Source organism: Mesorhizobium sp. WSM2240 (genome assembly GCF_040438645.1).
GTDB lineage: Bacteria > Pseudomonadota > Alphaproteobacteria > Rhizobiales > Rhizobiaceae > Allomesorhizobium.
Window position 1 is genome coordinate 1562137 of sequence record NZ_CP159253.1, and the last position, 25930, is coordinate 1588066.

Consider the following 25930-nt stretch of genomic DNA (forward strand, 5'->3'; position numbering starts at 1 on the left):
GTACCTGAATGTACGCTCCGCTCCGGTTCTCGAAACCCACCATTTGCAGGCTCGCCCTGACCTGAATCTCAACACACCCTAGACCAGACAGGTTCCAAGCCGATAAAAAAAGGATGCTAGCGCCTGTCGCGGAGTTGTCGCGGCGATATTCCAACCTATCTCAAAATCCGGCGGCTGCGCCGGAAACATTGCCACCGAGGAGTTACGACCATGGCTTTTGAACTGCCTGCATTGCCCTATGATTACGAGGCGCTCCAGCCTTACATGTCCAAGGAAACGCTCGAATATCACCACGACAAGCATCACAAGGCCTATGTCGACAACGGCAACAAGCTCGCGGCCGAAGCCGGCATGGACGGCCTGTCTCTCGAAGAGATCGTCAAGCAGTCCTTCGGCAAGAACGCCGGCCTCTTCAACAATGCCGGCCAGCATTACAATCACATCCATTTCTGGAAATGGATGAAGAAAGGCGGCGGCGGCAACAAGCTTCCGGGCGCCCTGCAGAAGGCCATCGACAGCGATCTCGGCGGCTATGACAAGTTCAAAGCCGATTTCATCGCCGCCGGCACCACGCAGTTCGGCTCGGGCTGGGCGTGGCTTTCGGTGAAGGGCGGGAAGCTTGCAATCTCCAAGACCCCGAACGGCGAGAACCCGCTCGTGCATGGCGCGTCGCCGATCCTCGGCGTGGATGTGTGGGAGCACTCCTATTACATCGACTACCGCAACGCGCGGCCGAAATATCTGGAGGCCTTCGTCGACAATCTGATCAACTGGGACTACGTCCTGGAAATGTACGAGAAGGCCAGCGCATAGCTGAAAAGAAAACCCCGGCCAGTCCGGGGTTTTCTTTTCCGGGCGCGAGCTTCAATCACGCGTAAATCACGGAAGCGTGACAGGCAGTCAGGAAGTTTTTCGGGCAGCTTTCGTTTGCCCAAAGGCAGCCTTTTTGCAACCCAGAGGTCACTCCATGAAGAAATTTGTTATTGCCGTTTCCGTAATCGCGCTCGCCACCACCGCCGCGTTCGCCGACGTGATCGCAGACCGCAAGGCGGTCATGAAGGAAAATGGAAGACAGGTTGGCGTGCTGGTGAAGATGGTCCAGGGCGAGACGGATTTTGACGCCGAGGCGGTCATGGCGGCTTTGACCAAGCTGAACGAAAACGTGCAGGCGATAGATGTCGCCGCCTCTTTCCCGCCGGGCAGCGACAAGGGCGATACGACCGCTTCCCCGAAGATCTGGGAGGACATGGCGGGTTTCCAGGCCGAGGTGGACAAGTTCAAGGCCGTGACGGCCGAAGCCGCCGCCGCGCCGGCCCAAAGCCTCGAAGCGCTGAAGCCGCAGGTCGCCGCGATCGGGCAAAGCTGCTCAAGCTGCCACGAGACGTACCGCATCAAGAAGGGCTGACGCCAGCCCATGAACTCGCCCGGAAAGCTGGCCGCCGCCGCCGTGATCGCGGCAGGTATTAGCGGGCTGGCCTTCTGGTACCTGACAGCGCCCGGCCGCATCGGCGCCGAAGCCGCGGAGGCGCTTGGGACAGGCGACGCAGCGAGGGGCGAGCGCATATTCTGGGCCGGCGGCTGCACGTCCTGTCACGCCCGGCCGAAATCCGAAGGCGAGGCGCTGCTCCAACTGGCTGGCGGAGTGCAACTCGAGACTGCGTTCGGCGCGTTCGTCGCGCCGAACATTTCTCAGGACGTGAATGACGGCATTGGCGGCTGGTCCGGGAAGGATTTCGCCGACGCCATGCTGAAGGGCGTTTCACCCTCGGGACGGCATTACTATCCTGCATTTCCCTATACGTCCTACGCAAGGATGAAGCCGGCCGACGTGGCGGACCTCTACGCCTTCATGAAGACGCTACCTGCCGTGGCAGGCCGGGCGCCGGATCATACACTGAGCTTCCCGTTCAGCTTCCGGCGCGGCATCGGTCTGTGGAAGCTGCTCTATCTCGATGACGCTCCAGTCATTGCTCTGGACGAGGGCTCTCCGGAAAAACTTCAGCTCGGCCGCTATCTGGTCGAGGGGCCCGGCCATTGCGGCGAATGCCACACGCCGCGCACGGTTGCGGGCGGGACCGACAAGGGCCAGTGGCTTGCAGGCGCTGTCGCAGCCGAGGGCGACGGCGTCATTCCCAACATCACATCAGGCGAGGGCGGGATAGGCGACTGGTCCGAAGGCGATATCGCCAGCTATCTCGAAACGGGGTTTACGCCGGATTTCGATTCGGTCGGCGGCTCGATGGTCGAAGTTCAGAAGAACATCGCCAGATTGACGCAGGAAGACCGGGAGGCGATCGCCGCCTATCTCAAGGCGGTGCCGCCGCGTCCGAATGGTTATCCGGCGCGGCAGCCTCCCGACGAGCCAGCGTCAGACTGAACACTTGTAGGGAAGCGCGGACGCCTTTCCCGCGATCTTCAGCGCGAATGCGTAGTTGAAGGCGATCTCCTCCAGCCGCGAAAAACGTCCGGATGCGCCGGCATGGCCGGAATCCATGTTGATCTTGAAGAGAACCGGGTTGTTGCCCTTTTTCCGGACGCGCAGGCGGGCGATCCATTTCGCCGGCTCCCAATAGGTGACGCGTGGATCGGTCAGGCCGGCGACCGCCAGGATCGGCGGGTAGTCATACGCGCCGATATTGTCGTAGGGCGAATAAGCAGCGATCGTCCGATAATCCTCTGCGGACAGAATGGGATTGCCCCATTCGGGCCATTCCGGCGGCGTGAGGGGCAGCGTGTCGTCGAGCATGGTGCTCAGTACGTCGACGAAAGGCACCTCGGCGATGATGCCGCCAAACACCTCTGGCGCCATGTTGGCGACCGCGCCCATCAGCATGCCGCCCGCTGAGCCGCCTTGGGCGACGATCCGGTCATGTGCGGTATAGCGCTCGGCGACCAGATGGTTGGCGGCGGCGATGAAATCGAGAAACGTGTTCTGCTTCTTCGCGCGCTTGCCGTCTTCGTACCAGCCATAGCCTTTGTCCTTGCCGCCGCGCACATGTGCGATGGCATAGACGAAACCGCGATCGGCAAGCGACAGGCAGTTGGTGTTGAATGCCGCGGGAATGGCGATGCCGTAGGAGCCATAACCGTAGAGCAGGCAGGGTGCGGTGCCGTCCAGCGGCGTTTCGCGGTGATGGATGAGAGAGATCGGCACCAGTTGGCCATCGTGGGAGGGCGCCATCAGCCGGCGGGTGACATAGTCCGCGGGATTGTGGCCGGAGGGAACCTCCTGTGTCTTCAAAAGCGTGCGTTCACGCGTGCGCATATTGTAGTCGAACAACTGCGCGGGCGTCGTCATCGACGAATACGAGAACCGCATCGTGTCGGTGTCGTATTCGTAGGAGCCGGAGAGGCCGAGCGAGAAAGCCTCTTCCTCGAACGAGATCATGTGCTCTTCGCCGGTGGCGCGGTCGCGTACGACGATTCGCGGCAGGCCGTCCTTGCGCTCCAGCCGGACGAGGAAATCCTTGAAGCTGAGCAGCGACAGGATCAGCCGGCCGGGTTCGTGGCCGACGAGTTCCGTCCAGTTGGCGCGCCCCGGATCGCCAACCGGCGCGGTCATGATCTTGAAGTCCTTGGCGCCATCGGCGTTGGTGAGAATGAAGAAGATGTCGCCGCCTTCCTCCAGATCGTATTGCAACCCGGTCTCGCGCGGTTCGACGATGTGCGGCGCGGCCAGCGGATCCCTGGCGCTGAGCAGGCGGTATTCCGTAGTTTCGTGATCGTTGATGCCGATGAATATCCAGTCATTGCTGCGCGAACCGCCCACACTCATGAAGAAGCCGGGATCGGGCTCCTCGTAGACGAGGCGATCGTCGGCATGATCGGAACCGAGCGCGTGGAAGAAAATCTTTGAGGGGCGATGGTTCTGGTCGAGCCGTGTATAGAAGAATCCATTGCCGGCAGCATTCCATACGCCCGAGCCGCCGGTGTCAGGGACGGTTTCGGCGAGGTCCTTGCGTTCCGCAAGATCGCGGACGTGCAGCGTGAAAAACTCCGAGCCCTTGTCGTCGAAGGCCCACAGGAGTCGGCTGTGGTCGGGCGAGTGGTCGACGCCGCCGATGCGGAAATACGGCCGACCCTCGGCTTCCGTGTCGCCGTCGAGGATGATGTCCTCCTCGCCGCCGTCGCGCGGGGTGCGGAAGTAGCGCGGCTGCTCTCCGCCCTTCTTGAAGGATGAGCCATAAGCGTACGGGCCGTCCTTCATCGGAACCGACGAGTCGTCCTCCTTGATGCGGCCCTTCATTTCATGAAACAGCGCCTTCTGTAGCTCGACGGTGTCAGCCATCAGGGTCTTCTGATAGTCGTTTTCGGCATTGAGGTGATCGCGGATGGCCGGATCGAGCAGCGCCGGCTCACGAAACACCTCCTGCCAGTTCTGTGCGCGCAACCAGGCGAACTCGTCTGTCCGGGTAATTCCGTGCCTGGTGTCGGAGACCGGGCGCTCCTCGGTTGCAGGCGGATTGATATTCGGAAACATGGTTTTTGCGGTCATTGCTTCTCGCTCGGGAAAATTCTTGAATGGCAAATGAATACGTCCGTCACGAGGCGTTCAAGAGCAGGTATCTAGATTTCAGCGTGCCCGGTTTAGCCGGTTCGCCAGAGGAGAGATAGATGAATAGGCTTTTGAGGGTCACCGCGGCGCTCGCCGCATGCTTAACCGTTGCAGTCGGCGCGAGCCAGGCCGTGGCGACAGTGTTTGCGGCATGGGAAGTTGCCAATGTGCCGTTTGGCGATACGTTGAACGTCAGGAAGTATCCGGCCGGCCATTCGCAGAAGCAGGCGGCGTATCCCAACGGCACGGTGCTGCAGATGACGGGCAAATGCACCGGCGGCGTCAACCTGCTCGACATCTCCAACCAGCCGGCCTGGAAGCAGGAGCAGGCGGTTCGTTACCGCTGGTGCCAAATCTGGCACGACCCGGCCCAGAACGGCAATTTCGTTACCGGCTGGGTTTACGGCAAATACATCGCTCCGCATTAATTGCCGCCGCATAAGTCGGCCTCGAAACTAAGCGGTTCCGCTCATACTGCAGCTCAGGCCCGTCCGGGTTGCTATACGTTTCAGCGCTCGCCGAGAACCGGCCTTGGGGGCAGTGTCCGAATCGGCTATCCGGCATGTGCACTGCGACGAAAAAGCGCCATTGCGCGACTTGAACCCCAAGCAGTAAAGACTTGGCGCAGCCGTGACGCTACGTAACGTTGCTGATTTGAGTGAAAATCGGGGTCGTCTAATCGACCTCGGCTCGTAAAAGTGTCCGGCGAATATCTGGAATGACTAGACGGGCAGCTAATATATACAAAAATTGTGAATTGACTTGACTTGGCAATATGCCCGATAAGACATCTCAGCGCGAATCGTGGGGTTTTGCCCTGCGCCAGACTGCGCAATGCCCCGCCGGTTAGAAAGGGGCGCAACAATCTAGCTAAATTGGGGCCCGAGTAATATGGACACTATGGAAACACCTGCTCGTAATCACGAGATGCTGATCGAGCTTACGGCCGATGTTGTCGCTGCTTATGTGAGCAACAATCCGGTCCCGGTCGGCGAACTGCCTAACCTTATTTCCGACGTGCATGCAGCGCTCGGCCGCGTCGGCGGCAGCGCAGAACAGCCGCCCGCCGACAAGCAGAAGCCGGCGGTCAATCCCAAGCGATCCGTGCATGACGACTACATCGTGTGCCTGGAAGACGGCAAGAAGTTCAAGTCGCTGAAGCGTCATCTGATGACCCATTACGGCCTGACGCCCGACCAGTACCGCGAAAAATGGAGCCTGGACGCCAGCTATCCGATGGTCGCGCCGAATTACGCGGCCGCGCGCTCGCAGCTCGCCAAGAAGATGGGCCTCGGCCGCAAGCCCAAGTCCCGATAGGCTTAGCCGTCTACAGGAGTTTCGCGACGGCGCCTTCGGGCGCCGTTTTGTTTTGTACCCTTGCCTTGGCGCAGCGCGGCTTTCGTTCCGCGCAGCCGGTCGAGCCCCTGCTTCAACGCTATGTGTCGGTTGAGATCGTAGCTCCAGTGCCGCCGCAGTCCCTTCAGGCGCTCGCGCTCGATAGCCCGTTCCAGGCGGCTGGCGAGCTTGAGCTTTTCGGCGGGTCCGGCCTCTAGCGCGGCGGCAAGATCGATGCCGCAGGCAAGATGCAGAGCGGCAATCTGCCGGGCATGCGCCGTTTCCTGGGCTTTCCGATGCTTGAAGTCTTTTGTTTCCTGATGAAATCCGTGCATGCCCCCTGGTCCTGTCCTTTGGCTTCGATGCCCACAGGCTAGGCGCGTGGCCAAGGGGTGGGGATAAAACTCCCGCCTAAAAAGTCAGAAGCATCAAAAAAGCACCGGATTTTCAGTAGGTTGGCTGCTGGCTGCCAGATTCTTTGTTCTCATTTTGTTCACATCCTGGTTGCAAGCCGCTATAAGAACTTATTCCTATCAGGCGAGAAGGAAAAGTTCAGTGCATTCGACAGCAGCGGCGGCCAGGAAGGCGATCATCGAAATCCAACCGAGGGCAAGGAGCGCTCCAACCCGCCCGGCCGGGCGGGTCGTGGGGCCACGCGGAGAACGCGTGGTCGAATTGTGCGAGAGCATGATCGACATCGTCGCGGCCTTGTTCAATGTCTCCGGAAAGGAACTGCGACGGTCGGGGCGGACAGATCATGGCGTCGCCCGAGTTCGCCAGATCGCGATGTATGTCAGCCATGTGGTGCTGCGGCTCAGCATGAACGAAGTCGGCCACGGCTTCGGGCGCGACCGCACGACGGTTCTCCACGCTTGCCACCTGATCGAAGACATGCGCGACGACCAGGATTTCGACTGTCTCGTCGCGCGGACCGAGAGGGTGGCGCTCGCCGCATTCCGCTACCGGCTGGGACTCTGACGGATGGCCGACAGGATGAAGCAGCGGATCCTGGGCTTTCTGGCGCGTGGCCCGGTCACTGTCCGGCCGGCGGCGAATGCGGGCAGGGTTCTGCTCACCGCCGGCGAGCGCGGGGCGATTGCAGTCGACGCCGCCTTACTGGCCGCAATGGCGAAGGATGGCGTGCTTATCCGGCAAGGCGCGCGCCTTTCGCTCGCGCCGGAGCGCGCAACGGCCGGCGCGGGTGGCGTGGAGACCAGCCGCTTCCAGGATCAGCATCGCGAACTGGAGATCATGCAGGTCGAGACCGGCGGGGAGCCGGGCCTTGCCTTGATCAATCTGGCGGAATCGCCGCTGGGGCAATTGATACGCCGCCGCGGCGCGGACGGCAGGCCGTTCCTGACGCAAGCGGAATTCGCGGCCGGCGAGCGCCTGCGGTCGGACTATACGCGCGGCAGGATCATGCCGCGGCTCGGCGCGAACTGGGAAGCGAGCGTCGCTTCGGGCACGCGCGCTCAGGGCGGCGGACTGGCCGAACTGACCGATGCCGCGCTCGCGGCGCGCCAGCGCGTCGATGCCGCGATCGCCGCAGTCGGCCCGGAACTTTCAGGCGTGCTGATCGACGTTTGCTGCTTCCTGAAAGGGCTGGAACTGGTCGAGCGCGAGCGCGGCTGGCCGGTGCGCTCGGCCAAGATCGTGCTGAAGACCGCACTCGGCGTGCTCAGCCGCCATTACAATCCGGCAACGGGGAGAACTGCGCGGCAGCGCCCGCTACACTGGGGAAGCGAGGACTATCGGCCGAAAATGTCGATCTAGAACGAGTATTAGGCGTGCTGGACGAGGGCGGCTTCGGCGTCGCCCTTCATGCGCTTGACCATGGAGCGCAGGCCGTTGGCGCGCTGCGGCGTCAAATGCTCGTCGAGGCCGAGCGAGCGCATCAGCGCCTCGGCGTCGGTAGAAACGATCTCGCTGGCGCGCTTGTCCGAAAACAGCGCGAGCATGATGGCGACCAGGCCGCGGACGATATGTGCGTCGGAATCTCCCTGGAAGCGGACGACCGGATCCGGCCCCGGACCCTTGTCGGTCACCAGCCAGACCTGGCTGACGCAGCCTTGAACCTTGTGAGCGGCGTCGCGCGCTTCGTCCGGGAAGGGCGGCAGCGCCTCACCGAGCTCGATTATATAGCGATAGCGCTCCTCCCACTCGTCCAGGAAGGCGAAATCGTCGCGGATGGTTTCGATCGTAGCAGTCATTGCCGTCGATATAGTGGCTCGACCGGGCCGCGTCACGGAAAAAGACTGACTTGTCGGGCAGGACGGCTGGCGCAAGACCTTCAGTTCGCTACCGGACCCTCGGCCTCGGGCGCAATGGTGCCGGTCATGGTGGCGGTGTCGGGTTCGCCGAAATTCTCGTCGAGCATTTCAAAGGCGATGCGGGCGGCCTCCCGCGCTCTGACGCCGACCGTTTGCAGGGCCGACTTGCCGGTCTCGCAGACTTCGGGTTTGCGCTCGCAAATGCCGGTTACATCGCCGACGGCCTCACGCGCGGCCAGAAACGCCTGGATGGCGCCGACGCTTGGGGCGTCCGTGGACGAATCGCCAGTGTCCAGCGGAAGGACCAGCAGGACCAGCGAAAACCAGAATGCCATCCGAACCAGAAAACCCATCTGACTGCCCTCATCGTCTCCGGGGCGCGCTTCGTAAAATGCGCGACCTCCTTGTTATCACTTCACCATGGCACAAGCCGCCCAAGGAGCGCTTGCCTGGGAAGGCGGCTTTTTCGACAAATTCGATTCAAATTTTAGACATCGCCGCATCCGGACAGTTCGATCAATGCTTTAACGGCGCAGGTAAGATTATATTAACCATGTAAACTATTGCAATTGCACAATTTTTCGATTCCATAAGGCGGTCTGTGGGGTCCCCGGCGTGCACGTTGGCTGCCTCGCGCGGCTAAACCGTCTGTTTACCATGGAACCAACTCACCCTGTCCGGAAGCGCCGGCGCTCCAATATTCGGCTTTGACGGTGGGCCTCGATCGGCGCGCCTTATTCATTCTTTAAAGCCTGGGTGCGACTTTCGGATTCAACCAGAACCGGTCCATGAACCGGGGCGAATAGGGTGCGTTGAGTGAGTTTGTTGGCGGCCAGATATAGCGACTTGCTCGGCGCGATCGCCGCCGGTTGCGATCGGCTGGTCCACCCGTCGATCGCCGGCGGAAGCGAAAAGCTTCGCCACCGCCGCCTGATCGGCGCGCTGCTCGCATCGCCGTTTCCGATTGCCGCCGCCGCCGGCCTGCTGCTGCCATCCGCACTTGGCGCCGCGGTTACGCTGGCCTTCATTTGCGCGACCTGCGGGGTGGCTTGGCTTGCCGCTCTGCTGGCCGCCGCAACCGGCAAGGACCGGGCGGGCGGCGTGATAGCGCTGGGCGCCGGCGCGGCGGTGCTTGCTTGCCTGACGGCGGCAGCCGGTGGCCTGGCCTCGCCCATGACCCTCATAATGCTTGCGCTGCCGTTAGAGGCTTATTGGATAGCGCGGACCAAGAAATCGGCCTTGTGGGGAGCGGCGGCGGCCGCCGCTGCTCTCGCGCTGCAGTCGGTGTTGGGCGGCGCGCTGTTTCCCTATGCTTCGCCGGCTCTGTGGCACTGGCTGCTTCCGACGGCCTATGCTGTCGCGATCCTGGCGAGACTCGTTCCGGTCGTCGGCGACACGGGCGCCGCCCGGGAGACGAACGCCGAAACGAAGCTCGAGGACATCATCGACGCGGTGGTGCTGAGGATCGCGCCGGGCGGCGACGTTCTCGACGTCACCGAAAAATCTCGCCAGATGCTGCAACTGCCGCCCGAGCTGCTGCTGGGAACCGGGCTGTTCGACCGCATTCATGTAGCCGACCGGGTCGGCTATCTCTGCGCGCTCGCCGATCTCCGCGACGGGAAGCCGAGCCGCAAGGCGGAAGTCCGCATCCGCCTGCCGCACGCGGGCCATGGCATGCCGAACGACAATTACCGGCATTTCGCGGTCGAATTGAGCAGGGATCCGGGCTCGGAACAGGCGTTCCTGGCGATATTGCGCGACAATGAGGAAGTGGCGGAACTGCGCGCCGCACTGGCTACGGCGGTCGATGCGAATAACGGCGCCGATATCGCCAAGGGCCGCTTCCTTGCCGCCGTCAGCCATGAATTGCGCACGCCGCTCAATGCCATTATCGGCTTTTCCGATATGCTCCTGCACGAGATGTTCGGCGGCTTCGGCGACCCGCGCCAGAAGGAATATGTCGGGCTCGTCCGCGATTCGGGACAGCATCTGCTGGAAGTCGTCAACTCCATCCTCGACGTGTCTAAAATCGAAGCCGGCTCCTATCCGACCAATCCCGAGCCTTTCCGGTTCCGCGAGGCGGTCGAGATGTGCAGCTCAATGATGGGCCTGCAGGCCAAGGAAAAGAAAATAAGGCTGCATGCCGACGTTTCGGCCGAAACCGGCGAAATCCATGCCGACAAGCGCGCCGTGCAGCAGATGCTGATCAATCTCGTGTCGAACGCGGTGAAGTTCACGCCGGATGGCGGACGGGTGACGATCGGAGCAAAGAGAATCGGCTCGCGCCTTCATTTCTGGGTAAGCGACACCGGGATCGGCATTGCCGAAGACGATTTGTCCACGATAGGAAAGCCGTTCACCCAGGTCCAGAACGACTATACGCGACGGTACGAGGGAGCGGGCCTCGGGCTGTCGCTGGTGAAGGGCCTGGTGGCACTACACGACGGCACGATGTCGATCGAAAGCGCGGTGGGCGAGGGCACGGTCGTGACGATAAGCCTGCCGGTCGACGGCCCCGCCGGAGAGATGCGCGGCGATGGCGGCGAATTGCTGCCGATGCCGGGCAGGACGAAAGAGAAGGTTGATGGGACGCTCCGCAAAGCAGGCTAGAAAAGCTGTCAGCCGGAGCCGTGCGCTGCACGGCGGCGCCGCCGCCCTGGGCGGACTGATTTCGCGCAATCCGGTCATGGTGGGCGGCTCCACAGCATTTCTCGTTGCGCTGCTCTATGTGTCGGCAAACGCGCTCTGGTATCAGCCGCACGCGCATCCCGGCGCATTCTTTGCCACGCGCGACCTGAATGAGGCCGGTTGGCCGGGCCGGGAGACAGAATCGGAAACGACGATCCATCTGGTGCGGCCGGAGGAAACCCCCGCCCGCCCGAAGGGAGATCCGCGCGTCGAGCAGGTCCAGGCCATTTTGAAGGAACTGAGCTTCTATGACGGCGCGGTCGACGGTCTTGCCGGCCCGAACACCACGCGCGCCATCGAAGAGTACCGGCGCAAGGTGGGTCTTACCGTGACAGGGGAAATCGACGCCGAGCTTCTCGAAATGCTGGGCACGCCGTCAACGACAGCGGGAATAGCGCCGACGCCGGCGCCTCGGGAAAGGGCCATCCCTGTGCCACAGCCGGTGGTGGACGCGCCCGAAGACATTGTGGTCAGGATCCAGGCCGGCCTGAAAGCCTTCGGCAATGACGACATGGAGATCGACGGAGTGATCGGCTCGCGCACCCAGGCTGCGCTGCGAGAATTCCAGTCGCTGTTCGGGCTACCGGAAACCGGCCAGCCGGATCAGGCGGTCTATGCCAAGATGAAGGAAATCGGACTGACGAACTGAGGCGCTCTCGCGCGGGCGGCGGCGCGCCGCGCCCTTTTCCGTTCCGGCCGGGAGAGGGTAAGGGTGGCGAATTGCTTCATCCAACGGAAAGCTCCCGCGAAATGCGCGTCACCACCGATCTGTTCGTTTCCGCGCTTGTGCGGCGGATCTTCGCCGCAGGCGGCTTCGCCGCAGTGGTCAAGCGCGGGGCAACCGAGGCCGGTGCGGTATTCGTTATTGCGCGCGGCCGGCTCGGCGACGCCAGCCTCTACGGTCCGGCCCCGCAGACGAGCTACGACGAGAGCCGGCCCGACGAGCGGCGCTTCACGCCGGTGCACCAGGGTGACGCTGCAGAAGCTCTGGACAGGCGGCTGGAAAAGGAAGCGCGCTTCGATCCCGATGTCTGGATCGTCGAGGTGGAAGCGGGCGATACGCCTATTGAAGAACTTATCCCGGTTGTCAGGTTCTAAGTTGACAAAATCCTATTGTGCGGCCGCTCATGCTCAGCGATAGACGGTGGCGCCATTAGCGGGATGGCATGGATCCGGTTCGACCCCAAAAGCCATAAGCAAGAACTTGCCCTTGTTACGGTGAACAACTTGAATCCCCGGCCCGCCAAAGCCGTTCTTCGTCTCCTGATTGTCGACGAGATAGACATCGGATAGCTCGGTCGTGCTCAGTTCCTTGATATAGCTGTCGTGCTTGCTCTTGGATATTTCTGCAGCGTTCCAGAAAGAGCAATCGGCGCTTCGAACAAAGTAGGCGAGCGTCACCGGATGCATACCAAGTATATCGCGAGCTTTGCTGGCAAGGGCGTCTCGTGCTTTGGTCAATTCATCAGCAGATTTAACTGTCAAATTAATGTCGACATTGTCTATCTGTTGGACGAGAGTTATGCCGTTCCCGTTTATGGCAGCTATCCGGGCTATCATCGCCGAGATGTCACTCTTGAACAGAACCATCCCGATGACCGCGAACACAACGAATGCGGCCGGCCAAACCAATTTCTCCATGTCGCCACCCCCTCTGAATGTATCAGAGATTGCAACATATCATCGCGTTTAAACTTTTGGTAGTAGTTCCAACCGGAAGCTGCATCACAGTCTCGGCGCGTTTCTCCGGACCGACAAGGCCGCGGCCTCCATCCGCCAGTTGCGGACACGGTCGAGTGCCGCGTCGCGGTCAAGCGCGCGGTAGCGCTCGAGAAACAGCCGGATCGCTTCGGCATGCGCGAAATGCCCCGGGAAAACCGCGGCGGCAATGAGGAAAGCACGTTCCTCGGCAAGATCCAGCGCACGCAACGCTGCAAGCAGTGCGGCATGGCTCGACGTATCAGCGGTGGAGCGCGCCACGGCCGCGTCCATGTCGAGCGCATTGGCGAGCGCAGCCTGGAAGAGAGCAGGGTTGCCGGTAAGCGCCGCGGCGCTGAGCTTTGCATAGCGGGAATCCTCGGTGGGTTCGCGATCACCGTCGCTGCGTGCAGGCAACATCATGGAGCGCAGGCGGCGGCGCACATTGTCGGCGGCGTCGCCGCGATTGGCGGGAATCTCGTCGTTAGCGATTGTGGTTTTGCCGACAGGTTCGGGCGCAGTCCCGACGCTACCCGGCGCCCGCCTTTCAAGGGCCCGGATCAAATGGGCTATGGTCTGGTTCAGGCCGGGCCGGCGGGCGATGGCGCGTGCATGCGGCAGGCCGTGGCGGCCGATGAGCGCGATCAGGTCGATATCGCTCAGCGCCCTGGACCGGACGAGAAGGGGCGCTGCGATGTCGACCGGCTCGGCGCAGAGGCGATCAACCAGCGCCTTGGGCGCGCTTTCGCATTCGGAAAGGGCGGCGGCGACGAACCGGCGCGACTCGACCGAAACCATGTCGAAGAGCGGCAGAGCGAGGTCTTCGAGCTGTGCGATTTCGCGGCGCGACGGGCGGGTGAGCGAGCAGAAGGCGGATACGGCTGCGCGAAACAGCCGCTCGGCCTTGCGCGCTTCGCCCTTGATGGCGATCTGCCTGAAATCGGATGCTGACACCGGGTACGCCTACTCGAAACACGCTGCGCCGCCGCCGCCGGACTTTGCCGACCCGCGAGCACGATCGCGACGATAAAGTTAGCCCCGATCCGTTAGCAGACTGTTAACTCTCTGCGCCCTTAATCGAAGCGGAGGCGTTGCGTGGTTGCTCCGGTCCAACCGAGAGGGAATTCGCAAGTCATGGGCAGCATAGTTTCATTCGTGCAGAAGAGAGCAGGCGCGAGCCGGCCTGGCCTGGCCGCCGGCACGCCCGCTACCGTCATCATCTTTCCAGGGGTTCGCTACGAGCGGCCGGGGGGCCAGAACGCCGTTTCGCGGCCCGGCCTCGGTCTGCCAAAGCAGATCAAGCCGCAGCACTGAACCCGGTCGATTCAGGCCGGCCTGACCTGAGCTCAATACACCTGGTCGTATGAGACTGATCAGATCAGCGTGCAGGTGATGCCGGCAAGGTAGCGGTTTACGACCTCTTCCCAGCTTTCGTCCGGCACGAAGATGCGGATGACGACGATACCTTCGTCGAGAGGTGCTTCGACGAAAATGGCTTGCTGCAGCTCCTCGGGAAGATCCTTGCGCAATTCGATCATCTGGGCAGGGGTGAGGATGGCGAAATCGAGCAGGCCGGTGGCCGAGGTTCGGTCGTTGAACGAGTAGATGTTCTGACCGCCGCGATCGTAGACCGAGACCGACCAGAACGGCACATTGCCGGGCGCGCTGACCCGAACCATGCCGTCGGAGAGATCGAAGCGGCATGCCGCCGCGCGGAAAAGCGGGTCGACCGAGCCCACCGCCGCCGATCCTCCGACCTCGGGATCGATCCGCGTCATCCGATAGAGGTCCGACGCCATCGCCAGGCGCGACCAGGCATCGCGCTCCGACATTTCGGGAACAAGCAGCAGGATGGCGATATGGACGATGCCGGCGCCGAGGAGGCCGAGCAGGATGGCGTACAGGAGCCTAACCATCGCAGCCAGCCTCTACAACGAGCGGCAGTTCGACCTCGGCTATGCCGGTGCTGTCGGCGATCGGCGTGTCGTAGAGGGTCAGCACAAGACGCATCGCGCCGGAGCCCGACACCGTCAGCCAGTTGCCGGGAGCGGGACGGCTGCTGACCGCTATTACGAAGGAATTGTCGGGCTGGCGCAGGAGTTCGAGCGAGTGGAGCGCGGATTCGCGGCCGTCTACGGCTTTGATGGCGCGGCCGGCACCATCGGCGGCATAGAGCGTCCAGAAGCGGGCGGGCGGAGTGGATCCCTCGATGCGATAGGAGCATTCGCGCCTGAGCAGCGCGCCATCGGCGTCGCGTTCGACGGCGAAGGCCAGGCCCTCGGCGCGGCCGAGCGACAGAATGCCCTCGCGCGCCACGCGTGCCTTCGAATAGGGATCGGCGTTGGGCGTGCCGATATCGGGGAATGCGGTCCAGCCGCCAATGGTGACTGCGCCGACGCCGTCCTGGGCCCTGAGCACATACCATAGGCTAGCGGTTCCGCCGCCAATGGCGATGACCAGGGTCAAAAGGGTGAGGAAGGCGGTCTTGAGCATCAGGCGCGCCGGCGGGAGGGATCGTCGTTCGAGTAGCGCGTTACAGGCGCGGGGCGCAAGCCGTTACGCCTCGATGGGGAGGACTGCTCTCCTTCCACGACGTCGGCTGCCTTACAGGGCCGACAGGGTTTCGGGTTCGGCGGGGGCTTCGATGACGGGAGCGGAGCGGAATGTCTCCGACATCTGCCTCAGAAGACGCGTGGTGGTCGACGAAAGCACCGGGGGCCGCTCGATGACGGGCGCTGAAGCCTCTTTCGCCCCTTCGCCGGCCTTTTCCTTCGCCTTGGCCACGAGTTTCGGATCGACGAACGGATTTTCGATGCCGGGGATGGGCTTGAGATCGATGTTCTGGTGCGCATAGGTCATCAGCCGCTGCCATATCATCGCCGGCAGGGAACCGCCGGTCATGTCGTTGGTCGGCGAAAAGTCGTCATTGCCGAGCCAGACGGCGGCCGTGTAGTTGCCGGTGAAACCGACATACCAGGCGTCGCGGTAGGACTGCGTCGTGCCGGTCTTGCCGGCGGAGCGGATGCCGGGAAGGGCTGCGCGCCGCGCCGTGCCCCATTCGGGGATCTGCACCAGGATGGAATTCATCGCGGCAAGCGCCTGTTCGGAAAGCACGCGCTTGGGGGCAGGGGCGTCGCGCTCCCAGTCATAGACGACCTCGCCGGAATGGGTCAGAAGCTGTGTGACGCCGTGGCGCAGGCCGGCAAGGCCGCCGGTGGCGAAGGTGCCGTAGCCGGTCGCCTGGTCCATGACCGTCATGCCCGACGTGCCGAGCACTGTCGTCTTGAATACTTCGAGCGACGATTCCACACCCATTGCATACGCCATCTCGACGATCGGCTTGACGCCGAGATGATCCTTGGCGAGCCGTACCGGCACGGTGTTGATGGACTTGACCAGCGCGGTGGTCAGGTTCATGCGGCCCGAATAGCCGCGCGAATAATTCTTCGGCGACCAGCCGTTCCAGGTGATCGGACCGTCGGAAACGGCAGATTCCGGCTTAAACCCGTTTTCCATCGCGGTCGCGTAGACATATGGCTTGAAAGATGAGCCGGCCTGGCGTAGCGCACGCGTGGCGCGGTTGAACTGCGAGTGGCCGTAGTCGCGGCCGCCGACGATGGCGCGCACCGCACCGTTGTTTTCGAGCACCACCACTGCGCCTTCGGTGACGCGGTATTCCTTGCCGTGCTGGCGCAGATGGAATTCGAGCGATTCCTCGGCCGCCCGCTGTATGTTCATGTCGATGGTGGTGCGCGCTACCATGGAATGCACGCCGGACTTGGCGGCGACGCGCTTGACCTCCTCGAAGGCCCAGTCGAGGAAATAGTCCGGGCTGTTCAGTTCGCCGCGGTCAACGATGCCGGCGGGCCTCAGCCGCGCCGAAAGCACCTGGCCCTCGGTCATGAAGCCGCTGTGGACGAGATTGGTGAGCACCACATTGGCTCGCGCGCGAGCCGCGGGAAGGTTGATGTGCGGTGCGTATTTGGCCGGCGCCTTGAACAGACCGGCAAGCATGGCGGCCTCGGCGAGGTTCAGATCCTTGACCGTCTTGCCGAAATAGAAATCGGCGGCCGCGGCGATGCCGAAGGTCCCGCCGCCCATATAGGCGCGGTCGAGATAAAGCTGCAGGATCTCCTTCTTCGACAGGTTCATCTCCAGCCAGACCGCCAGGAAGGCTTCCTTGATCTTGCGTTCGACGGTGCGCTCATTGGTCAGGAACAGGTTTTTGGCGAGTTGCTGGGTGATGCTGGAGCCGCCCTGGACGACGGAATTGGCGCGCACATTTTCCGACATTGCGCGGATCAGGCCGGCGAAATCGATGCCGTAGTGCTCGAAGAAGCGGCGGTCCTCGGTGGCGAGCACCGCCTTGATGACGTGATCCGGCATTTCGTCGACGGGCACCGAATCGCGCTGGATGATGCCGCGCTGGCCGATCTCGTTGCCGTAGCGGTCGGTGAAGGTGACGGCGAAATCGTCCTGGGCGCGCCAGTCGCCATGGGTCTCCTCGAAGGCGGGCAGGGCCAGCGCCAGTATCACCACCGAGCCTGCGGCGCCGAGCGTGAAACTTTCGCTCAGGAGTTCCATGACCCCGCGCCGCCAGCCCGAAAGGCGGAAATGGCGAAAGAAGATGGTGAGGTTTTCCCAGAATTCCCGCGCTGCAAAGCCAGCCTCGTAGAGGGTGGAATCAATCCAGGCGTCAATCGCCAGAAGCCTGCCCGCCCGTGGGCTTTTCGATTTCTGCGGTTTGAACGGGTCGTCCATGCAGTCGGTGTCCGGGCAAGCGGTTTCGCGCGGGCGAAAACGCCCTTGTTATCATTTTAGGATTGCGGCGGTGCGAAATCCAGTTCCGGCGGGCGCGGACGCGAAATATCGTAAAGATGTGACGATCGCCTGCGACAGCCTGTAGCTGGACATAATGCGGAAACAGGATAGCATATTTGCCATGGAAAGGCTTGCCCGTATCCTAGCAATCGTCCTGCTCGCGGCATTCGCCCTGGGTACGGTTGCGCATGCAGCGCGTACGACGAGCATGGCACTGGCTATGTCTGCTTCCACTATGGCCGATGGAGACATGGGCGATTGCGAAGGCTGCCCCGATAACGACGGTACTACCTCGACATGCGGACAAGTCTGCCTGACGCCTTTCGTCGGAATTCCGGCAGCCGTCGGCGCTGAGTTGCCGTTCGTGGCCTCCAGTATCGCGCGCCCTGCGCTGAAAGCGCCGGACGGTCACGTCGGGTCGCCCGACCCTTCTCCGCCACGAACCACCTTCCTGAACTGACGTCCGGCCGGGCCTGCCCGGCTGCCGGCGTTGGCGATCGCTGGCGAATTTTTGCCACCAGCGACCGCAGTTCCGCATGGGCGTCTTCCGACGCGCGCTGCGAATGAACGGCTGACTTTCAGGAAAGGTCAATCCATGTCGAGATTTTCTATGCCGGCGCTGACGCGTCGAGCCTTTGTTGCATCGGCGGCCGCGGGGGCGGCGAGTGCAATGCTATCTTTGCTCCGGCAGCCCGGAGCCAATGCCGCGGCTGTGCGCGAGGTCCGGCTGAGGGCTGCGCCCGGTCGGGTGTCGCTTGTGCCGGAACCGTACGGCGAGACGCCGGCATGGTGCTATAACGGGGCTGTTCCCGGCCCGGAAATACGCGTCCGCCAGGGCGAGCGCCTGCGGGTGGAGGTGGAGAACGGCCTTGCCGAGGAAACGACCGTGCACTGGCATGGCGTGCGCGTGCCGAACGCAATGGACGGCGTGCCGCATCTGACCCAGACGCCGATCGGGGCGGGCGAGCGCTTCGTCTATGAGTTCGACGCGGTCGACGCCGGCACGTTCTGGTATCACCCGCACCAGCGCGGCTTCGAGCAGGTCGGGCGCGGGCTTTATGGGCCGCTGATCGTCGAGGAGAATGAACCAGTGCGCGTCGACCGCGACGTGACCTGGGTGTTCGGCGACTGGCGGCTGACCAAGTCGGCGCAGATCAGCGACGATTTCGGCAACATGCACGACATCCATCACAATGGCCGCGTCGGCAATACGGTCACCATCAACGGCCGCGTTCCGGACAGCTTTGCCGTCAGCAAGGGCGAGCGCATCCGCCTGCGGCTGATCAACGCCGCCAATGCCCGCATCTTCAGCCTCGATTTTGCAGGCCATGAGCCGATCGTCATCGCGCTCGACGGCCAGCCGGTGACGCCGCACGCGCCGGACGGCGGACAGGTGGTGCTGGGGCCGGCCATGCGCGCCGATCTGATCGTCAACATGACGGGTGAGCCGGGCAGCCGGGTTTCCGTCGTCGACCGGTTCTATCAAGGGCTGGAATACCGCTTGGTCGATCTCGCTTATGCCGATGGTCCACTTCGGGAGCGCGCGCCTGACTGGCCGATGGAACTGCCGGCCAATCCGCTGCCGGAGCCGGACCTTGAGACCGCGTCTCGTAACGAAGTCGTCTTTAATGGCGGCATGATGGGCGAGATGGTGGCGCAGGACATGGGCGAGAGCATGGGCCCGGGCGCGCCGGGCAGCATGATGGGCGACATGAAGCCGGGCGGCATGATGGGCGACATGAATTCGATGATGGGAGGGATGATGCGGATGATGAACTCCGGCGCCGCCTGGTTCATCAACGGCGTCGCCGCCGACGAAGGCAGCCATGTCATGAAGCCGATGCTGACGCTCGCCCGGGACAAGAGCCACGTCATCGCCATGACCAATGCGACGGCGTGGCATCACCCGATGCATCTGCACGGCCACTCGTTCCGGGTGATTTCCCGCAACGGCCAGCCCACCCGCCGCCGCGAATGGCAGGACACGGTGCTGCTTTCACCGCGCGAGAAGGTCGAGATCGCCTTTGTCGCCGACAATCCGGGCGACTGGATGTTCCACTGTCACGTTCTCGAACACCAGGCCGGCGGCATGATGGGCGTCATCCGTGTCGCCTGAATTCCAAAACCCGAAAGGAAAAAGACATGTCGAATATCGTGAAAACTCTCGTCCTTGCTTCTCTGCTCTCTAGTACCGGTCCGGCCTTGGCGGGTGAAAAGGATGTTACCCTCTACAAGAACCCACAATGCGGCTGCTGCGAGGGTTATGCCGACTATCTGCGGGAAAACGGCTTTGCGGTCACCGTAAAGCCTACGCACGACCTCACCGCCATGAGCCGCGAGGCCGGCATTCCTGACGACGCCCAGGGCTGCCATCTCTCTTTCATCGACGGCTATGTGGTCAGCGGCCACGTGCCGGTCGGAACGGTCAACAAGCTTCTGACCGAACGCCCCGACATCAAAGGCGTGACGCTGCCCGGCATGCCTATGGGGTCGCCCGGCATGAGCGGCGCGAAGGAAGGCCCGTTCGAGATGCTGGAAATCCAGAAATCCGGCGGCGTCGGCGGCGTCTACACCAAGGAATAGGAGCGCGGTCTGATGATGGAAGGCATGAACGGCATGATGATGTGGGGCATGGGCTTTGTGTGGCTGCTCGCGGTGCTTGTGCTCGTCCTGGGGGTGGCGGCGCTCGTCAAATATCTGTTCCTCAGCGGCAAATGAGAAGGGCGCCTGTTCTCTTTCCGGTATTGGGCTTAGCCTTGGTCGGCCTGGGACTAGCCGGTACATGGCCTTGGCTTGCCGATCGGATGGCAGGTGACGGCGCCGCGATCGCGCGGGGTGCGAAGCTCTATGCCAAGCACTGCGCCGCCTGCCACGGCGCCAGACTCGAAGGGCAGCCCAACTGGAAGAGTCCGCTGCCTTCAGGGAGGTTGCCGGCGCCGCCGCACGACGCTTCCGGTCACACCTGGCACCATCCTGACGGCGTGCTGTTCCGCGTCACCAAGGAAGGGGCGGCGGCCATCGTCGGCGGCGGTTACGAAAGCGACATGCCGGGTTTCGGGGAAATCCTCGGCGACGAGGATATCCGGGCAATTCTCGCTTTCATCAAAAGTACCTGGCCGGAACGGGAGCGCGCTTATCAGGCGGAGATGAGCCGCCGGGAACGGGAGAAGACACAGTGAGAGCAGACCTGACCGCTTGCGCGGCACATACTTTCGGCGGAGAAGTCCGGCCATGAAAATGAAACCGTTCCTTCTAGCGCTGTTTCTGCTGCCAGCTCTTGTGCGGCCCGTGTCGGCTCACCATCCTGGGGCCGATCTCGACGAGATGATGGGCAGCGAAGAGAAATTCTTCCAGGCGATCGATGAGCCGGCCGCACCGCCATTTGAACTCGCGAATTTCGAAGGGAAGGTAGTCCGCCTATCCGATTTTTCCGACAAGATCGTCGTGCTCAACTTCATCTTCGCGAGTTGCACGGATTTCTGTCCCATTCATTCGGAGGTGATCGCCAACATCCAGGAAAAGATCAACGCCACCCCGATGAAGGACAGGGTGCAGTTCCTGACCGTCACGACCGATCCGGCCAAGGACACAGCAGCCGTGCTCAAGGACTATGGTCGGGCGCATGGGCTGAACGCGGAGAACTGGATGTTTCTCACCAAGCTTCCCGGCCAGCCGGAGGACGCGACGCGAAAACTGTCGGAGGAATACGACGTCCGTTTCGAACCGCTGGAGGGTGGTCAGCAGATGCACGGAGCCGTCACGCATGTCATCGATCGCGGTGGGCGCTTTGCCGCAAAATTCCATGGCCTGCGCTTCGATCCGCTGAACATGGTCATGTATATCAACGGCCTCACCAACAATGTCCAGAAACCGGCGAAACCCGAGACCGGCTGGTGGGAAAGCCTGAAGGCGATGTTTCGATGAGTTTGGGCGTAGCCGCTGCATAAGTCGGGTGCGGAATTGATTTATCCGCTTAGAAACCTGTTCTTTCCGTCGCCGCGCCCGCTGCTTCCTTTCCGAACCGGTGAGGTTTCGGAGTCGCTCGGTCCGCGGGACCTCACTTGGGTCGGCGGACGGTTCTCACTTTTCCGCTCCGTCCTCCTCCGCAGAAGAATTGATCGCCGCCATCGGACTCGAGCCCCGACACGTCTGTTCCAGGCGGCATATCGAGCCTCTCCAGAGTCTCACCCGTTCGAGGGTCGACTCGCCTCAGATCGCTCCGATCGTCTTCCCATGTGGCATGCCAAAGCTCGCCATCGACCCAACTCACCCCGGTGACGAAGCGGTCGGAATAGATGGTGCGAAGAATGGCGCCCGTCTCAGGATTGATCTGGTAGATTCTGCGCGCTCGATATTGTCCGACCCAGAGCGACCCTTCGGCCCAGGCCAGCCCCGAATCTTCGCCGCCGCCGGGCGCCGGGATCGTGGCGAGCACATGTCCGGTTTCGGGATCGATCTTCTGGATGCGATCCTCGGCGATCTGGAAAAGGTGCTGGCCGTCGAAGGCCGTTCCTGCATGGGCGGCGACATCGATCGAGCGCACTGTCTCACCGCGCACAGGATCGAAGGCATTGAGCTTGTCTCCGGACGCAAACCAGACGTGCCGACCGTCGAAGGTGACGCCGTGGACGCTGTCCGCACCGGGGAAAGGTCCATATTCACGGAGGATTTCGGCTGCAGATTTTTTCATGCCCCTATCCTAATCGCCCGGCAGCGGACCGGGGAGTAACAAGGTTGTCGGGAATCCCGGCACGGGCGGAGGCATCCACCGCTGCGCCGGCCCGCGACCATACGACTGCACCTTGCCGGCTGCCGCAAGCTGCTCAAGCGCGCGCTGCACGGTGCGCGGGCTTGCGTCGAGCGCAATCGCCAGGGCCGAGCTCGACCAAGCCTCGCCGTCGGCAAGCAAGGCGAGCACCGCCGCATGCTGCTCTTCGACGGGCGGCGCCAGCACGATGATCTCGGGGGCGCGGCGCGGCGCCAGCGCAAAGCCTTGCTTCGTGGCACTCACATCTGCAAGCGCGCGAAGCTCCACGCGCAGCCGCCCGATTTCGACGCGCAACCGCGCCCGATGCGATTCATCGGTGTGTTTGGCCTTGAAGGCGCGTGCGACAAGCGTGCTCCTCGACACATCTCGCGGCCATGCTTCGGCCAGCGCGCGGAGAAGCGCGAACAAGACCGGACGGGTTGCGAGCGAGACTACCAGCCTTTCATCGCGCACAACATTGCGGCACGCATCCACCACGAGCGCCCCTGACGCCAACAGCGCTTCGACCTCCTCAAGCAGGAGAGGGCGTTCCTCGCCACGCGCGATCAGGCGCGCCGCGGGCGTGTTCATGACAAGCGATGCACTTTCGACCTCTGCCGTCAGCGCGGGTATATCCGCCTCGCGCGCGGCGTGCTCGGCCCGGATGAGCGCAGCGCGCGCAGCCTTCGTCCGCAGACGCCGAATACCGATTCCTGCCGTCACCAGCTCGTGCGCGGCCCTCGACGCTGCTGGCAACGGTGCGGGATCGAGCCCGGCGAGCGTGCGCTCGGCCTCGTCGAGGCGACCGATCAGGAGCAGTCGCCGGACCTCGAGATTGCGCGCATGCGCTGCGTTTACGCGGTCGCCATGCGCTTCGAGCGTCGCCCGCGCCGCATCAAGCGCCTTCGCCGGCCAGCCAAGGTCGCGCGCGACGAGCGCAATCTCCGCCTCGGCGACCACGCATCTGGCGCGGGCCACCGCTTCTTTTGGGCCGAACGCGCGCGCGGCGCTCTTGAGGAGAGCCTTGGCCCGAACAAGATCGCCGAGCTGCGCCATCGCGATGCCTCTGAGCGCGAGCGCAGGTGCATCGCCACGCAGCGCAACCCGCTTCAATGCGCCGAGAGGATCGCCTGCCGCAAGTGCGCGCGCCGCGGCCGTGATCAGCGAGTCCATCGGGATCCCGTCACACTTGTTACTCTCGTCATTCGATATCCGTCACTAACCTACCTCGGGACAATCAACCAGCACGAGTATGGCCAGGACTGACGTTTCGATGACACTCCACGCCAACCAAGCGCAGAAAATGCTGGCAGGCACCGGATCGGCCGGTGTCTCAAGCGACAACGCCGCGACAAGCGGCGCGGCTAAGTGGCTATCCTTGGCGGCTGCGCCGACCTTCGCAATTATGGCGCTGCTGACGGGCGTACTTGACGGCGTGCCGGCCGATATCTGCTCGGCCGCGCGGGATATGTGGCAGCTGGGCGGAATGGTCCCGATGTACCTGCTGATGAGCGCCTTCCATTCGGCGCCTTGGCTGAGACTTTTCTCCAGCCGATGAAGCGGGAACGGCCACTCGGCGCAATCTTCTACCGCCCGTTCACCAGATTGAGGATCAACTGGTGGACGGCGCCGCCGTTCGAAAGCTCGACGCGGTCGAAATCCCGGCTCTTCTGGCGCTGGGCCAGCGACAGTGCAGACAGGCGTTGCGTCATCTCGGCCCTGATCTTGCGGCATTCCGGGTCGTCGGGAACGGACAGGCCGACCGTCGCCGCCTCGATCGCCTTCACCATGTCGATGATAAATTCGCCATGCACCTTTTCATGCGCGCGGACGCCGGCTGAAAATGTCTCCCAGAGCTTTTTCGCCGGCTGCGGGAGCTTTGCGGCGGGCTTTGGCAGCCTATAAGTGATGATGAGTTTCGGCTTGGCCGAGACGAGCGTGCAGGCGCCGTCCTTCGGCTCGTATTTGCGCTGCCAGGTCAGCTTGAAATCGGTGTAGGCGATGACGCGGCCGATGCCGGCCTTCGGCCCGCGCTCGCCGATCGAGGCGTAAAGCTCGGGGCCGGACTTACCGAAGATCGAGTAGGGCTCGACCTTTTCGACCGCCTGCCATTCGGCCCGGGCAGCGAGCGGCGAGGAGGCGATGCAGGCGGCGATGAGCAGAAGTCGGATGGTGATTTTCACGCAATTTCCGGGCGTTTTGGTTGGAGCCGCAGGTTAGGTAGGGCAGCGGAGCGTTTCAACCGGGCATGCCGGCCATCCAGGCCGGCATACGAGCGGGGGAATGACTGTCGCTGGCTCAGTGATTATCAGATTCTGTTGCCGTTGGAGGCGAGCATAGTCGCCCGTCCGCCGCTCGGCACCACGACCAGTTGCTTGATCTTCCCCTGCTTGAAGGTGGTGAGGAAACGGTCGTAGTTCTTGAAGGCGACGCAGCCATGCGATTCCGCCCGGCCGCCTCGCAGCAGGTAGCTGTGGGTGAGGAAGCCGTCGCGGCCATGCTTGTTTTTGCCGTCGACTGGCAGCATGCGGATCGCCTCAACGCCATGGAAGAGCTTTTCGCGCATCTTGAGGTTATAGGTGTGCGGCGGGGTCGGCCCCTTCATCTTGACATGCGCGTAACGCGGGTCGTCGGCCATGTTGCCGATGCCGGAATGGGCCTCGAGCACGCTGCCGTCGGGCATGTAGACCTTGGCGGCGCTGATGTCGTAGACGGCCACGCCATTTCCCGCCCTGGTTCCGCCGCCGAACAGGTTCCGCAGCGTCTTGCCGAACCCGCCGCGGGATTTCTCTTCCGTGGGATCGTTCGGCCGCGCATAAGCGAGTTTTTGCGGCTTCGGCTTTTGGCGTTCCTCGGCCTTCGGCGCCGCCGGCTCCTCGGCCCGCCGAATTTGGGGCTTTTCAGTCTCCGCGTCAGGCTTGCCGGCCCGCTCGACACGCGGACGAGGCTGCGGCACCGGGTGGGACAGGAGGTCTTCAGCATCCGGCAGGGCGGCGGCGGCGTCGTCCATGTCCGGATCCTGCGACGCGGCGAGGTCTTCCTCCGACGGGTCTGCCAGCAAGGCCGACAGAGCGGCGCCGGCTGCATTCGGCGAAGGATCGACATAGGCCAGCATGGGCAGGGCTGTCTTGGGCGGCGACGCAAACCGCTCCTCGGCGGGCGCGCCGGCCTTTGCGGCCGCGCGTTGCGCCTTGGCGGAAGCTGATCGGTCGAAGAGTGCGGCTAGTTTCTCGGACGTCAGCGCGGCTTTCTTCACGACGGCGTCGAAGCGCGCCGCGCCGCTTGCGCCGGTTCCTTCAGATGCGTCGGGAAGGCGGGCGGATTTCGGCGCGGAGGCATCAAGGCTTGCGGCCATTGAAGGGGCATCGCCGGTAAGGCTCGCGGTCATGAAGGGGCGGCCGCCGGCGGTGACGCTCGCCGTCACCAGGGCCTGCGCGGCCGTGGCGCGCAGCCTGGACGCCTTGCCGGGTTCGGCGTGCCTCTCCGGCAATCGCGGCTCAATCCTTTCGGCTGTCTGGAAGCGCGGCTTGGGCAGGAAGCTGGCAGGACCGGAAACGACGGAGCTGCCCAGCGCGACCGTTCCGGCTACCGACCACACGGCGGCGACAGCGAAGGCCGCGCCGAAAGAAGTGACCAGCAGTGGACGCAATATACGGTGCAAAGACCGTATAAGAACGACTTTACTCACAAACACATACCCAAACCGGCAATCCCGCAAAGGGGCTTCAGGTCGGCAAGCGACCGATGCTGCGTGACGTCCGGATTGTCCCCATCTTGAACGACTGACTGAAAAAGGATGGGCAAATATGGTTAAAT

General features: G+C 63.0%; 31 protein-coding genes. 18 read left to right on the top strand and 13 right to left on the bottom strand.

Features of this window, described 5'->3' with window-relative positions:
* The first annotated feature begins 210 nt into the window (after window positions 1-210).
* From ABVK50_RS07430 to ABVK50_RS07440, 3 genes are all read left to right on the top strand, one after another.
* Entirely contained in the window at window positions 211-813 is a 603-nt protein-coding gene (locus ABVK50_RS07430; RefSeq protein WP_353642169.1) for a superoxide dismutase, read from the top strand.
* Between the two features lie 154 nt (window positions 814-967).
* Window positions 968-1405: a cytochrome c gene (locus ABVK50_RS07435; RefSeq protein WP_353642168.1), complete on the top strand. Its 438-nt coding sequence runs from the start codon at window positions 968-970 to the stop codon at window positions 1403-1405.
* Window positions 1406-1414: 9 nt separating this feature from the next.
* On the top strand, window positions 1415-2377 hold the full coding sequence (locus ABVK50_RS07440) for a cytochrome c (RefSeq protein ID WP_353642167.1): 963 nt from the start codon (window positions 1415-1417) through the stop codon (window positions 2375-2377).
* Here the strand turns inward: ABVK50_RS07440 and ABVK50_RS07445 are convergent.
* Window positions 2369-4495, bottom strand: coding sequence for a S9 family peptidase (locus ABVK50_RS07445; RefSeq protein ID WP_353642166.1), 2127 nt, complete (start codon window positions 4493-4495; stop codon window positions 2369-2371). The genes ABVK50_RS07440 and ABVK50_RS07445 overlap by 9 nt on opposite strands.
* 119 nt (window positions 4496-4614) lie before the next feature.
* Between ABVK50_RS07445 and ABVK50_RS07450 the strand changes: the two genes are divergently transcribed.
* Window positions 4615-4983, top strand: coding sequence for an SH3 domain-containing protein (locus tag ABVK50_RS07450; protein WP_353642165.1), 369 nt, complete (start codon window positions 4615-4617; stop codon window positions 4981-4983).
* A 463-nt stretch (window positions 4984-5446) separates the two neighbouring features.
* Complete coding sequence (locus tag ABVK50_RS07455) at window positions 5447-5872, top strand: MucR family transcriptional regulator (RefSeq protein ID WP_165031085.1); 426 nt, start codon at window positions 5447-5449, stop codon at window positions 5870-5872.
* Between the two features lie 2 nt (window positions 5873-5874).
* Here the strand turns inward: ABVK50_RS07455 and ABVK50_RS07460 are convergent, their stop codons facing one another.
* Window positions 5875-6225, bottom strand: a complete 351-nt coding sequence (locus ABVK50_RS07460) for a cytoplasmic protein (protein ID WP_353642164.1) — start codon at window positions 6223-6225, stop codon at window positions 5875-5877.
* Between the two features lie 220 nt (window positions 6226-6445).
* Here ABVK50_RS07460 and ABVK50_RS07465 point away from each other — a divergent pair, with 220 nt between their 5' ends.
* A complete protein-coding gene (locus ABVK50_RS07465) occupies window positions 6446-6868 on the top strand; it encodes a helix-turn-helix domain-containing protein (RefSeq protein ID WP_353642163.1) in 423 nt (140 codons plus the stop codon).
* Window positions 6869-6883: 15 nt separating this feature from the next.
* Complete coding sequence (locus ABVK50_RS07470) at window positions 6884-7663, top strand: DUF6456 domain-containing protein (protein WP_353642162.1); 780 nt, start codon at window positions 6884-6886, stop codon at window positions 7661-7663.
* 8 nt (window positions 7664-7671) lie between these two features.
* On the opposite strand, the gene ABVK50_RS07475 is transcribed toward ABVK50_RS07470, so the two are convergent.
* Both ABVK50_RS07475 and ABVK50_RS07480 read right to left on the bottom strand, forming a co-directional pair.
* Window positions 7672-8100: a SufE family protein gene (locus ABVK50_RS07475; RefSeq protein WP_353642161.1), complete on the bottom strand. Its 429-nt coding sequence runs from the start codon at window positions 8098-8100 to the stop codon at window positions 7672-7674.
* Window positions 8101-8180: 80 nt separating this feature from the next.
* Entirely contained in the window at window positions 8181-8513 is a 333-nt protein-coding gene (locus ABVK50_RS07480; RefSeq protein ID WP_353642160.1) for a DUF5330 domain-containing protein, read from the bottom strand.
* Window positions 8514-8985: 472 nt separating this feature from the next.
* Between ABVK50_RS07480 and ABVK50_RS07485 the strand changes: the two genes are divergently transcribed.
* From ABVK50_RS07485 to ABVK50_RS07495, 3 genes are all read left to right on the top strand, one after another.
* Window positions 8986-10770 carry a PAS domain-containing sensor histidine kinase gene (locus tag ABVK50_RS07485; protein ID WP_353642159.1) on the top strand — a complete coding sequence of 595 codons (1785 nt, stop codon included), beginning with the start codon at window positions 8986-8988 and terminating at the stop codon, window positions 10768-10770.
* Window positions 10745-11497 carry a peptidoglycan-binding protein gene (locus tag ABVK50_RS07490; protein ID WP_353642158.1) on the top strand — a complete coding sequence of 251 codons (753 nt, stop codon included), beginning with the start codon at window positions 10745-10747 and terminating at the stop codon, window positions 11495-11497. The genes ABVK50_RS07485 and ABVK50_RS07490 overlap by 26 nt, the downstream gene beginning before the upstream one ends.
* 101 nt (window positions 11498-11598) lie before the next feature.
* Window positions 11599-11946, top strand: a complete 348-nt coding sequence (locus ABVK50_RS07495; RefSeq protein WP_353642157.1) for a DUF1491 family protein — start codon at window positions 11599-11601, stop codon at window positions 11944-11946.
* Window positions 11947-11979: 33 nt separating this feature from the next.
* On the opposite strand, the gene ABVK50_RS07500 is transcribed toward ABVK50_RS07495, so the two are convergent.
* Entirely contained in the window at window positions 11980-12489 is a 510-nt protein-coding gene (locus ABVK50_RS07500; protein ID WP_353642156.1) for a hypothetical protein, read from the bottom strand.
* An 84-nt stretch (window positions 12490-12573) separates the two neighbouring features.
* Window positions 12574-13500: a hypothetical protein gene (locus ABVK50_RS07505; RefSeq protein WP_353642155.1), complete on the bottom strand. Its 927-nt coding sequence runs from the start codon at window positions 13498-13500 to the stop codon at window positions 12574-12576.
* Window positions 13501-13680: 180 nt separating this feature from the next.
* Here ABVK50_RS07505 and ABVK50_RS07510 point away from each other — a divergent pair, with 180 nt between their 5' ends.
* Window positions 13681-13860 (top strand): hypothetical protein, encoded by a 180-nt coding sequence (locus ABVK50_RS07510; protein WP_353642154.1) that lies wholly within the window; start codon window positions 13681-13683, stop codon window positions 13858-13860.
* Window positions 13861-13919: 59 nt separating this feature from the next.
* On the opposite strand, the gene ABVK50_RS07515 is transcribed toward ABVK50_RS07510, so the two are convergent.
* The 3 genes from ABVK50_RS07515 to ABVK50_RS07525 form a co-directional block, all read right to left on the bottom strand.
* On the bottom strand, window positions 13920-14462 hold the full coding sequence (locus tag ABVK50_RS07515) for a DUF1254 domain-containing protein (RefSeq protein ID WP_353642153.1): 543 nt from the start codon (window positions 14460-14462) through the stop codon (window positions 13920-13922).
* Window positions 14455-15039, bottom strand: a complete 585-nt coding sequence (locus tag ABVK50_RS07520; protein WP_353642152.1) for a DUF1214 domain-containing protein — start codon at window positions 15037-15039, stop codon at window positions 14455-14457. Before ABVK50_RS07520 ends, ABVK50_RS07515 begins: the two co-directional genes overlap by 8 nt.
* 111 nt (window positions 15040-15150) lie before the next feature.
* Window positions 15151-17307, bottom strand: a complete 2157-nt coding sequence (locus ABVK50_RS07525; RefSeq protein WP_353642151.1) for a PBP1A family penicillin-binding protein — start codon at window positions 17305-17307, stop codon at window positions 15151-15153.
* Window positions 17308-17488: 181 nt separating this feature from the next.
* On the opposite strand from ABVK50_RS07525, the gene ABVK50_RS07530 reads away from it, so the two are divergent.
* From ABVK50_RS07530 to ABVK50_RS07555, 6 genes are all read left to right on the top strand, one after another.
* Entirely contained in the window at window positions 17489-17827 is a 339-nt protein-coding gene (locus tag ABVK50_RS07530; RefSeq protein WP_353642150.1) for a hypothetical protein, read from the top strand.
* Window positions 17828-18037: 210 nt separating this feature from the next.
* The gene (locus ABVK50_RS07535) at window positions 18038-19483 is read left to right on the top strand and encodes a multicopper oxidase family protein (RefSeq protein WP_353642149.1); all 1446 of its coding nucleotides are present in this window, start codon (window positions 18038-18040) and stop codon (window positions 19481-19483) included.
* Between the two features lie 26 nt (window positions 19484-19509).
* Complete coding sequence (locus ABVK50_RS07540) at window positions 19510-19950, top strand: DUF411 domain-containing protein (protein WP_353642148.1); 441 nt, start codon at window positions 19510-19512, stop codon at window positions 19948-19950.
* Window positions 19951-19962: 12 nt separating this feature from the next.
* Entirely contained in the window at window positions 19963-20085 is a 123-nt protein-coding gene (locus tag ABVK50_RS07545) for a hypothetical protein (RefSeq protein WP_353642147.1), read from the top strand.
* Window positions 20086-20171: 86 nt separating this feature from the next.
* Complete coding sequence (locus ABVK50_RS07550; RefSeq protein ID WP_353642146.1) at window positions 20172-20546, top strand: cytochrome c; 375 nt, start codon at window positions 20172-20174, stop codon at window positions 20544-20546.
* 52 nt (window positions 20547-20598) lie between these two features.
* The gene (locus ABVK50_RS07555; protein ID WP_353642145.1) at window positions 20599-21291 is read left to right on the top strand and encodes an SCO family protein; all 693 of its coding nucleotides are present in this window, start codon (window positions 20599-20601) and stop codon (window positions 21289-21291) included.
* A 133-nt stretch (window positions 21292-21424) separates the two neighbouring features.
* Here ABVK50_RS07555 and ABVK50_RS07560 read toward each other — a convergent pair whose 3' ends face one another.
* Together ABVK50_RS07560 and ABVK50_RS07565 are read right to left on the bottom strand one after the other, a co-directional pair.
* On the bottom strand, window positions 21425-22057 hold the full coding sequence (locus tag ABVK50_RS07560) for a glutamine cyclotransferase (protein WP_353642144.1): 633 nt from the start codon (window positions 22055-22057) through the stop codon (window positions 21425-21427).
* Between the two features lie 9 nt (window positions 22058-22066).
* Window positions 22067-23287, bottom strand: coding sequence for a helix-turn-helix domain-containing protein (locus tag ABVK50_RS07565; protein ID WP_353642143.1), 1221 nt, complete (start codon window positions 23285-23287; stop codon window positions 22067-22069).
* A gap of 100 nt (window positions 23288-23387) precedes the next feature.
* Between ABVK50_RS07565 and ABVK50_RS07570 the strand changes: the two genes are divergently transcribed.
* On the top strand, window positions 23388-23672 hold the full coding sequence (locus tag ABVK50_RS07570; RefSeq protein WP_353642142.1) for a hypothetical protein: 285 nt from the start codon (window positions 23388-23390) through the stop codon (window positions 23670-23672).
* A gap of 28 nt (window positions 23673-23700) precedes the next feature.
* On the opposite strand, the gene ABVK50_RS07575 is transcribed toward ABVK50_RS07570, so the two are convergent.
* Complete coding sequence (locus tag ABVK50_RS07575; protein WP_353642141.1) at window positions 23701-24297, bottom strand: DUF922 domain-containing Zn-dependent protease; 597 nt, start codon at window positions 24295-24297, stop codon at window positions 23701-23703.
* A 125-nt stretch (window positions 24298-24422) separates the two neighbouring features.
* Entirely contained in the window at window positions 24423-25763 is a 1341-nt protein-coding gene (locus ABVK50_RS07580) for a tlde1 domain-containing protein (protein WP_353642140.1), read from the bottom strand.
* Window positions 25764-25930 lie beyond the last annotated feature (167 nt).

Coding starts and splice junctions, on each gene's coding strand:
- ABVK50_RS07430 (WP_353642169.1), top strand. CDS start 211: ATGGCTTTTGAACTGCCTGCATTGCCCTATGATTACGAGGCGCTCCAG.
- ABVK50_RS07435 (WP_353642168.1), top strand. CDS start 968: ATGAAGAAATTTGTTATTGCCGTTTCCGTAATCGCGCTCGCCACCACC.
- ABVK50_RS07440 (WP_353642167.1), top strand. CDS start 1,415: ATGAACTCGCCCGGAAAGCTGGCCGCCGCCGCCGTGATCGCGGCAGGT.
- ABVK50_RS07445 (WP_353642166.1), bottom strand. CDS start 4,495: ATGACCGCAAAAACCATGTTTCCGAATATCAATCCGCCTGCAACCGAG.
- ABVK50_RS07450 (WP_353642165.1), top strand. CDS start 4,615: ATGAATAGGCTTTTGAGGGTCACCGCGGCGCTCGCCGCATGCTTAACC.
- ABVK50_RS07455 (WP_165031085.1), top strand. CDS start 5,447: ATGGACACTATGGAAACACCTGCTCGTAATCACGAGATGCTGATCGAG.
- ABVK50_RS07460 (WP_353642164.1), bottom strand. CDS start 6,225: ATGCACGGATTTCATCAGGAAACAAAAGACTTCAAGCATCGGAAAGCC.
- ABVK50_RS07470 (WP_353642162.1), top strand. CDS start 6,884: ATGAAGCAGCGGATCCTGGGCTTTCTGGCGCGTGGCCCGGTCACTGTC.
- ABVK50_RS07475 (WP_353642161.1), bottom strand. CDS start 8,100: ATGACTGCTACGATCGAAACCATCCGCGACGATTTCGCCTTCCTGGAC.
- ABVK50_RS07480 (WP_353642160.1), bottom strand. CDS start 8,513: ATGGGTTTTCTGGTTCGGATGGCATTCTGGTTTTCGCTGGTCCTGCTG.
- ABVK50_RS07490 (WP_353642158.1), top strand. CDS start 10,745: ATGGGACGCTCCGCAAAGCAGGCTAGAAAAGCTGTCAGCCGGAGCCGT.
- ABVK50_RS07495 (WP_353642157.1), top strand. CDS start 11,599: ATGCGCGTCACCACCGATCTGTTCGTTTCCGCGCTTGTGCGGCGGATC.
- ABVK50_RS07500 (WP_353642156.1), bottom strand. CDS start 12,489: ATGGAGAAATTGGTTTGGCCGGCCGCATTCGTTGTGTTCGCGGTCATC.
- ABVK50_RS07510 (WP_353642154.1), top strand. CDS start 13,681: ATGGGCAGCATAGTTTCATTCGTGCAGAAGAGAGCAGGCGCGAGCCGG.
- ABVK50_RS07515 (WP_353642153.1), bottom strand. CDS start 14,462: ATGGTTAGGCTCCTGTACGCCATCCTGCTCGGCCTCCTCGGCGCCGGC.
- ABVK50_RS07520 (WP_353642152.1), bottom strand. CDS start 15,039: ATGCTCAAGACCGCCTTCCTCACCCTTTTGACCCTGGTCATCGCCATT.
- ABVK50_RS07525 (WP_353642151.1), bottom strand. CDS start 17,307: ATGGACGACCCGTTCAAACCGCAGAAATCGAAAAGCCCACGGGCGGGC.
- ABVK50_RS07530 (WP_353642150.1), top strand. CDS start 17,489: ATGGAAAGGCTTGCCCGTATCCTAGCAATCGTCCTGCTCGCGGCATTC.
- ABVK50_RS07535 (WP_353642149.1), top strand. CDS start 18,038: ATGCTATCTTTGCTCCGGCAGCCCGGAGCCAATGCCGCGGCTGTGCGC.
- ABVK50_RS07540 (WP_353642148.1), top strand. CDS start 19,510: ATGTCGAATATCGTGAAAACTCTCGTCCTTGCTTCTCTGCTCTCTAGT.
- ABVK50_RS07545 (WP_353642147.1), top strand. CDS start 19,963: ATGATGGAAGGCATGAACGGCATGATGATGTGGGGCATGGGCTTTGTG.
- ABVK50_RS07550 (WP_353642146.1), top strand. CDS start 20,172: ATGGCAGGTGACGGCGCCGCGATCGCGCGGGGTGCGAAGCTCTATGCC.
- ABVK50_RS07555 (WP_353642145.1), top strand. CDS start 20,599: ATGAAAATGAAACCGTTCCTTCTAGCGCTGTTTCTGCTGCCAGCTCTT.
- ABVK50_RS07560 (WP_353642144.1), bottom strand. CDS start 22,057: ATGAAAAAATCTGCAGCCGAAATCCTCCGTGAATATGGACCTTTCCCC.
- ABVK50_RS07565 (WP_353642143.1), bottom strand. CDS start 23,287: ATGGACTCGCTGATCACGGCCGCGGCGCGCGCACTTGCGGCAGGCGAT.
- ABVK50_RS07570 (WP_353642142.1), top strand. CDS start 23,388: ATGACACTCCACGCCAACCAAGCGCAGAAAATGCTGGCAGGCACCGGA.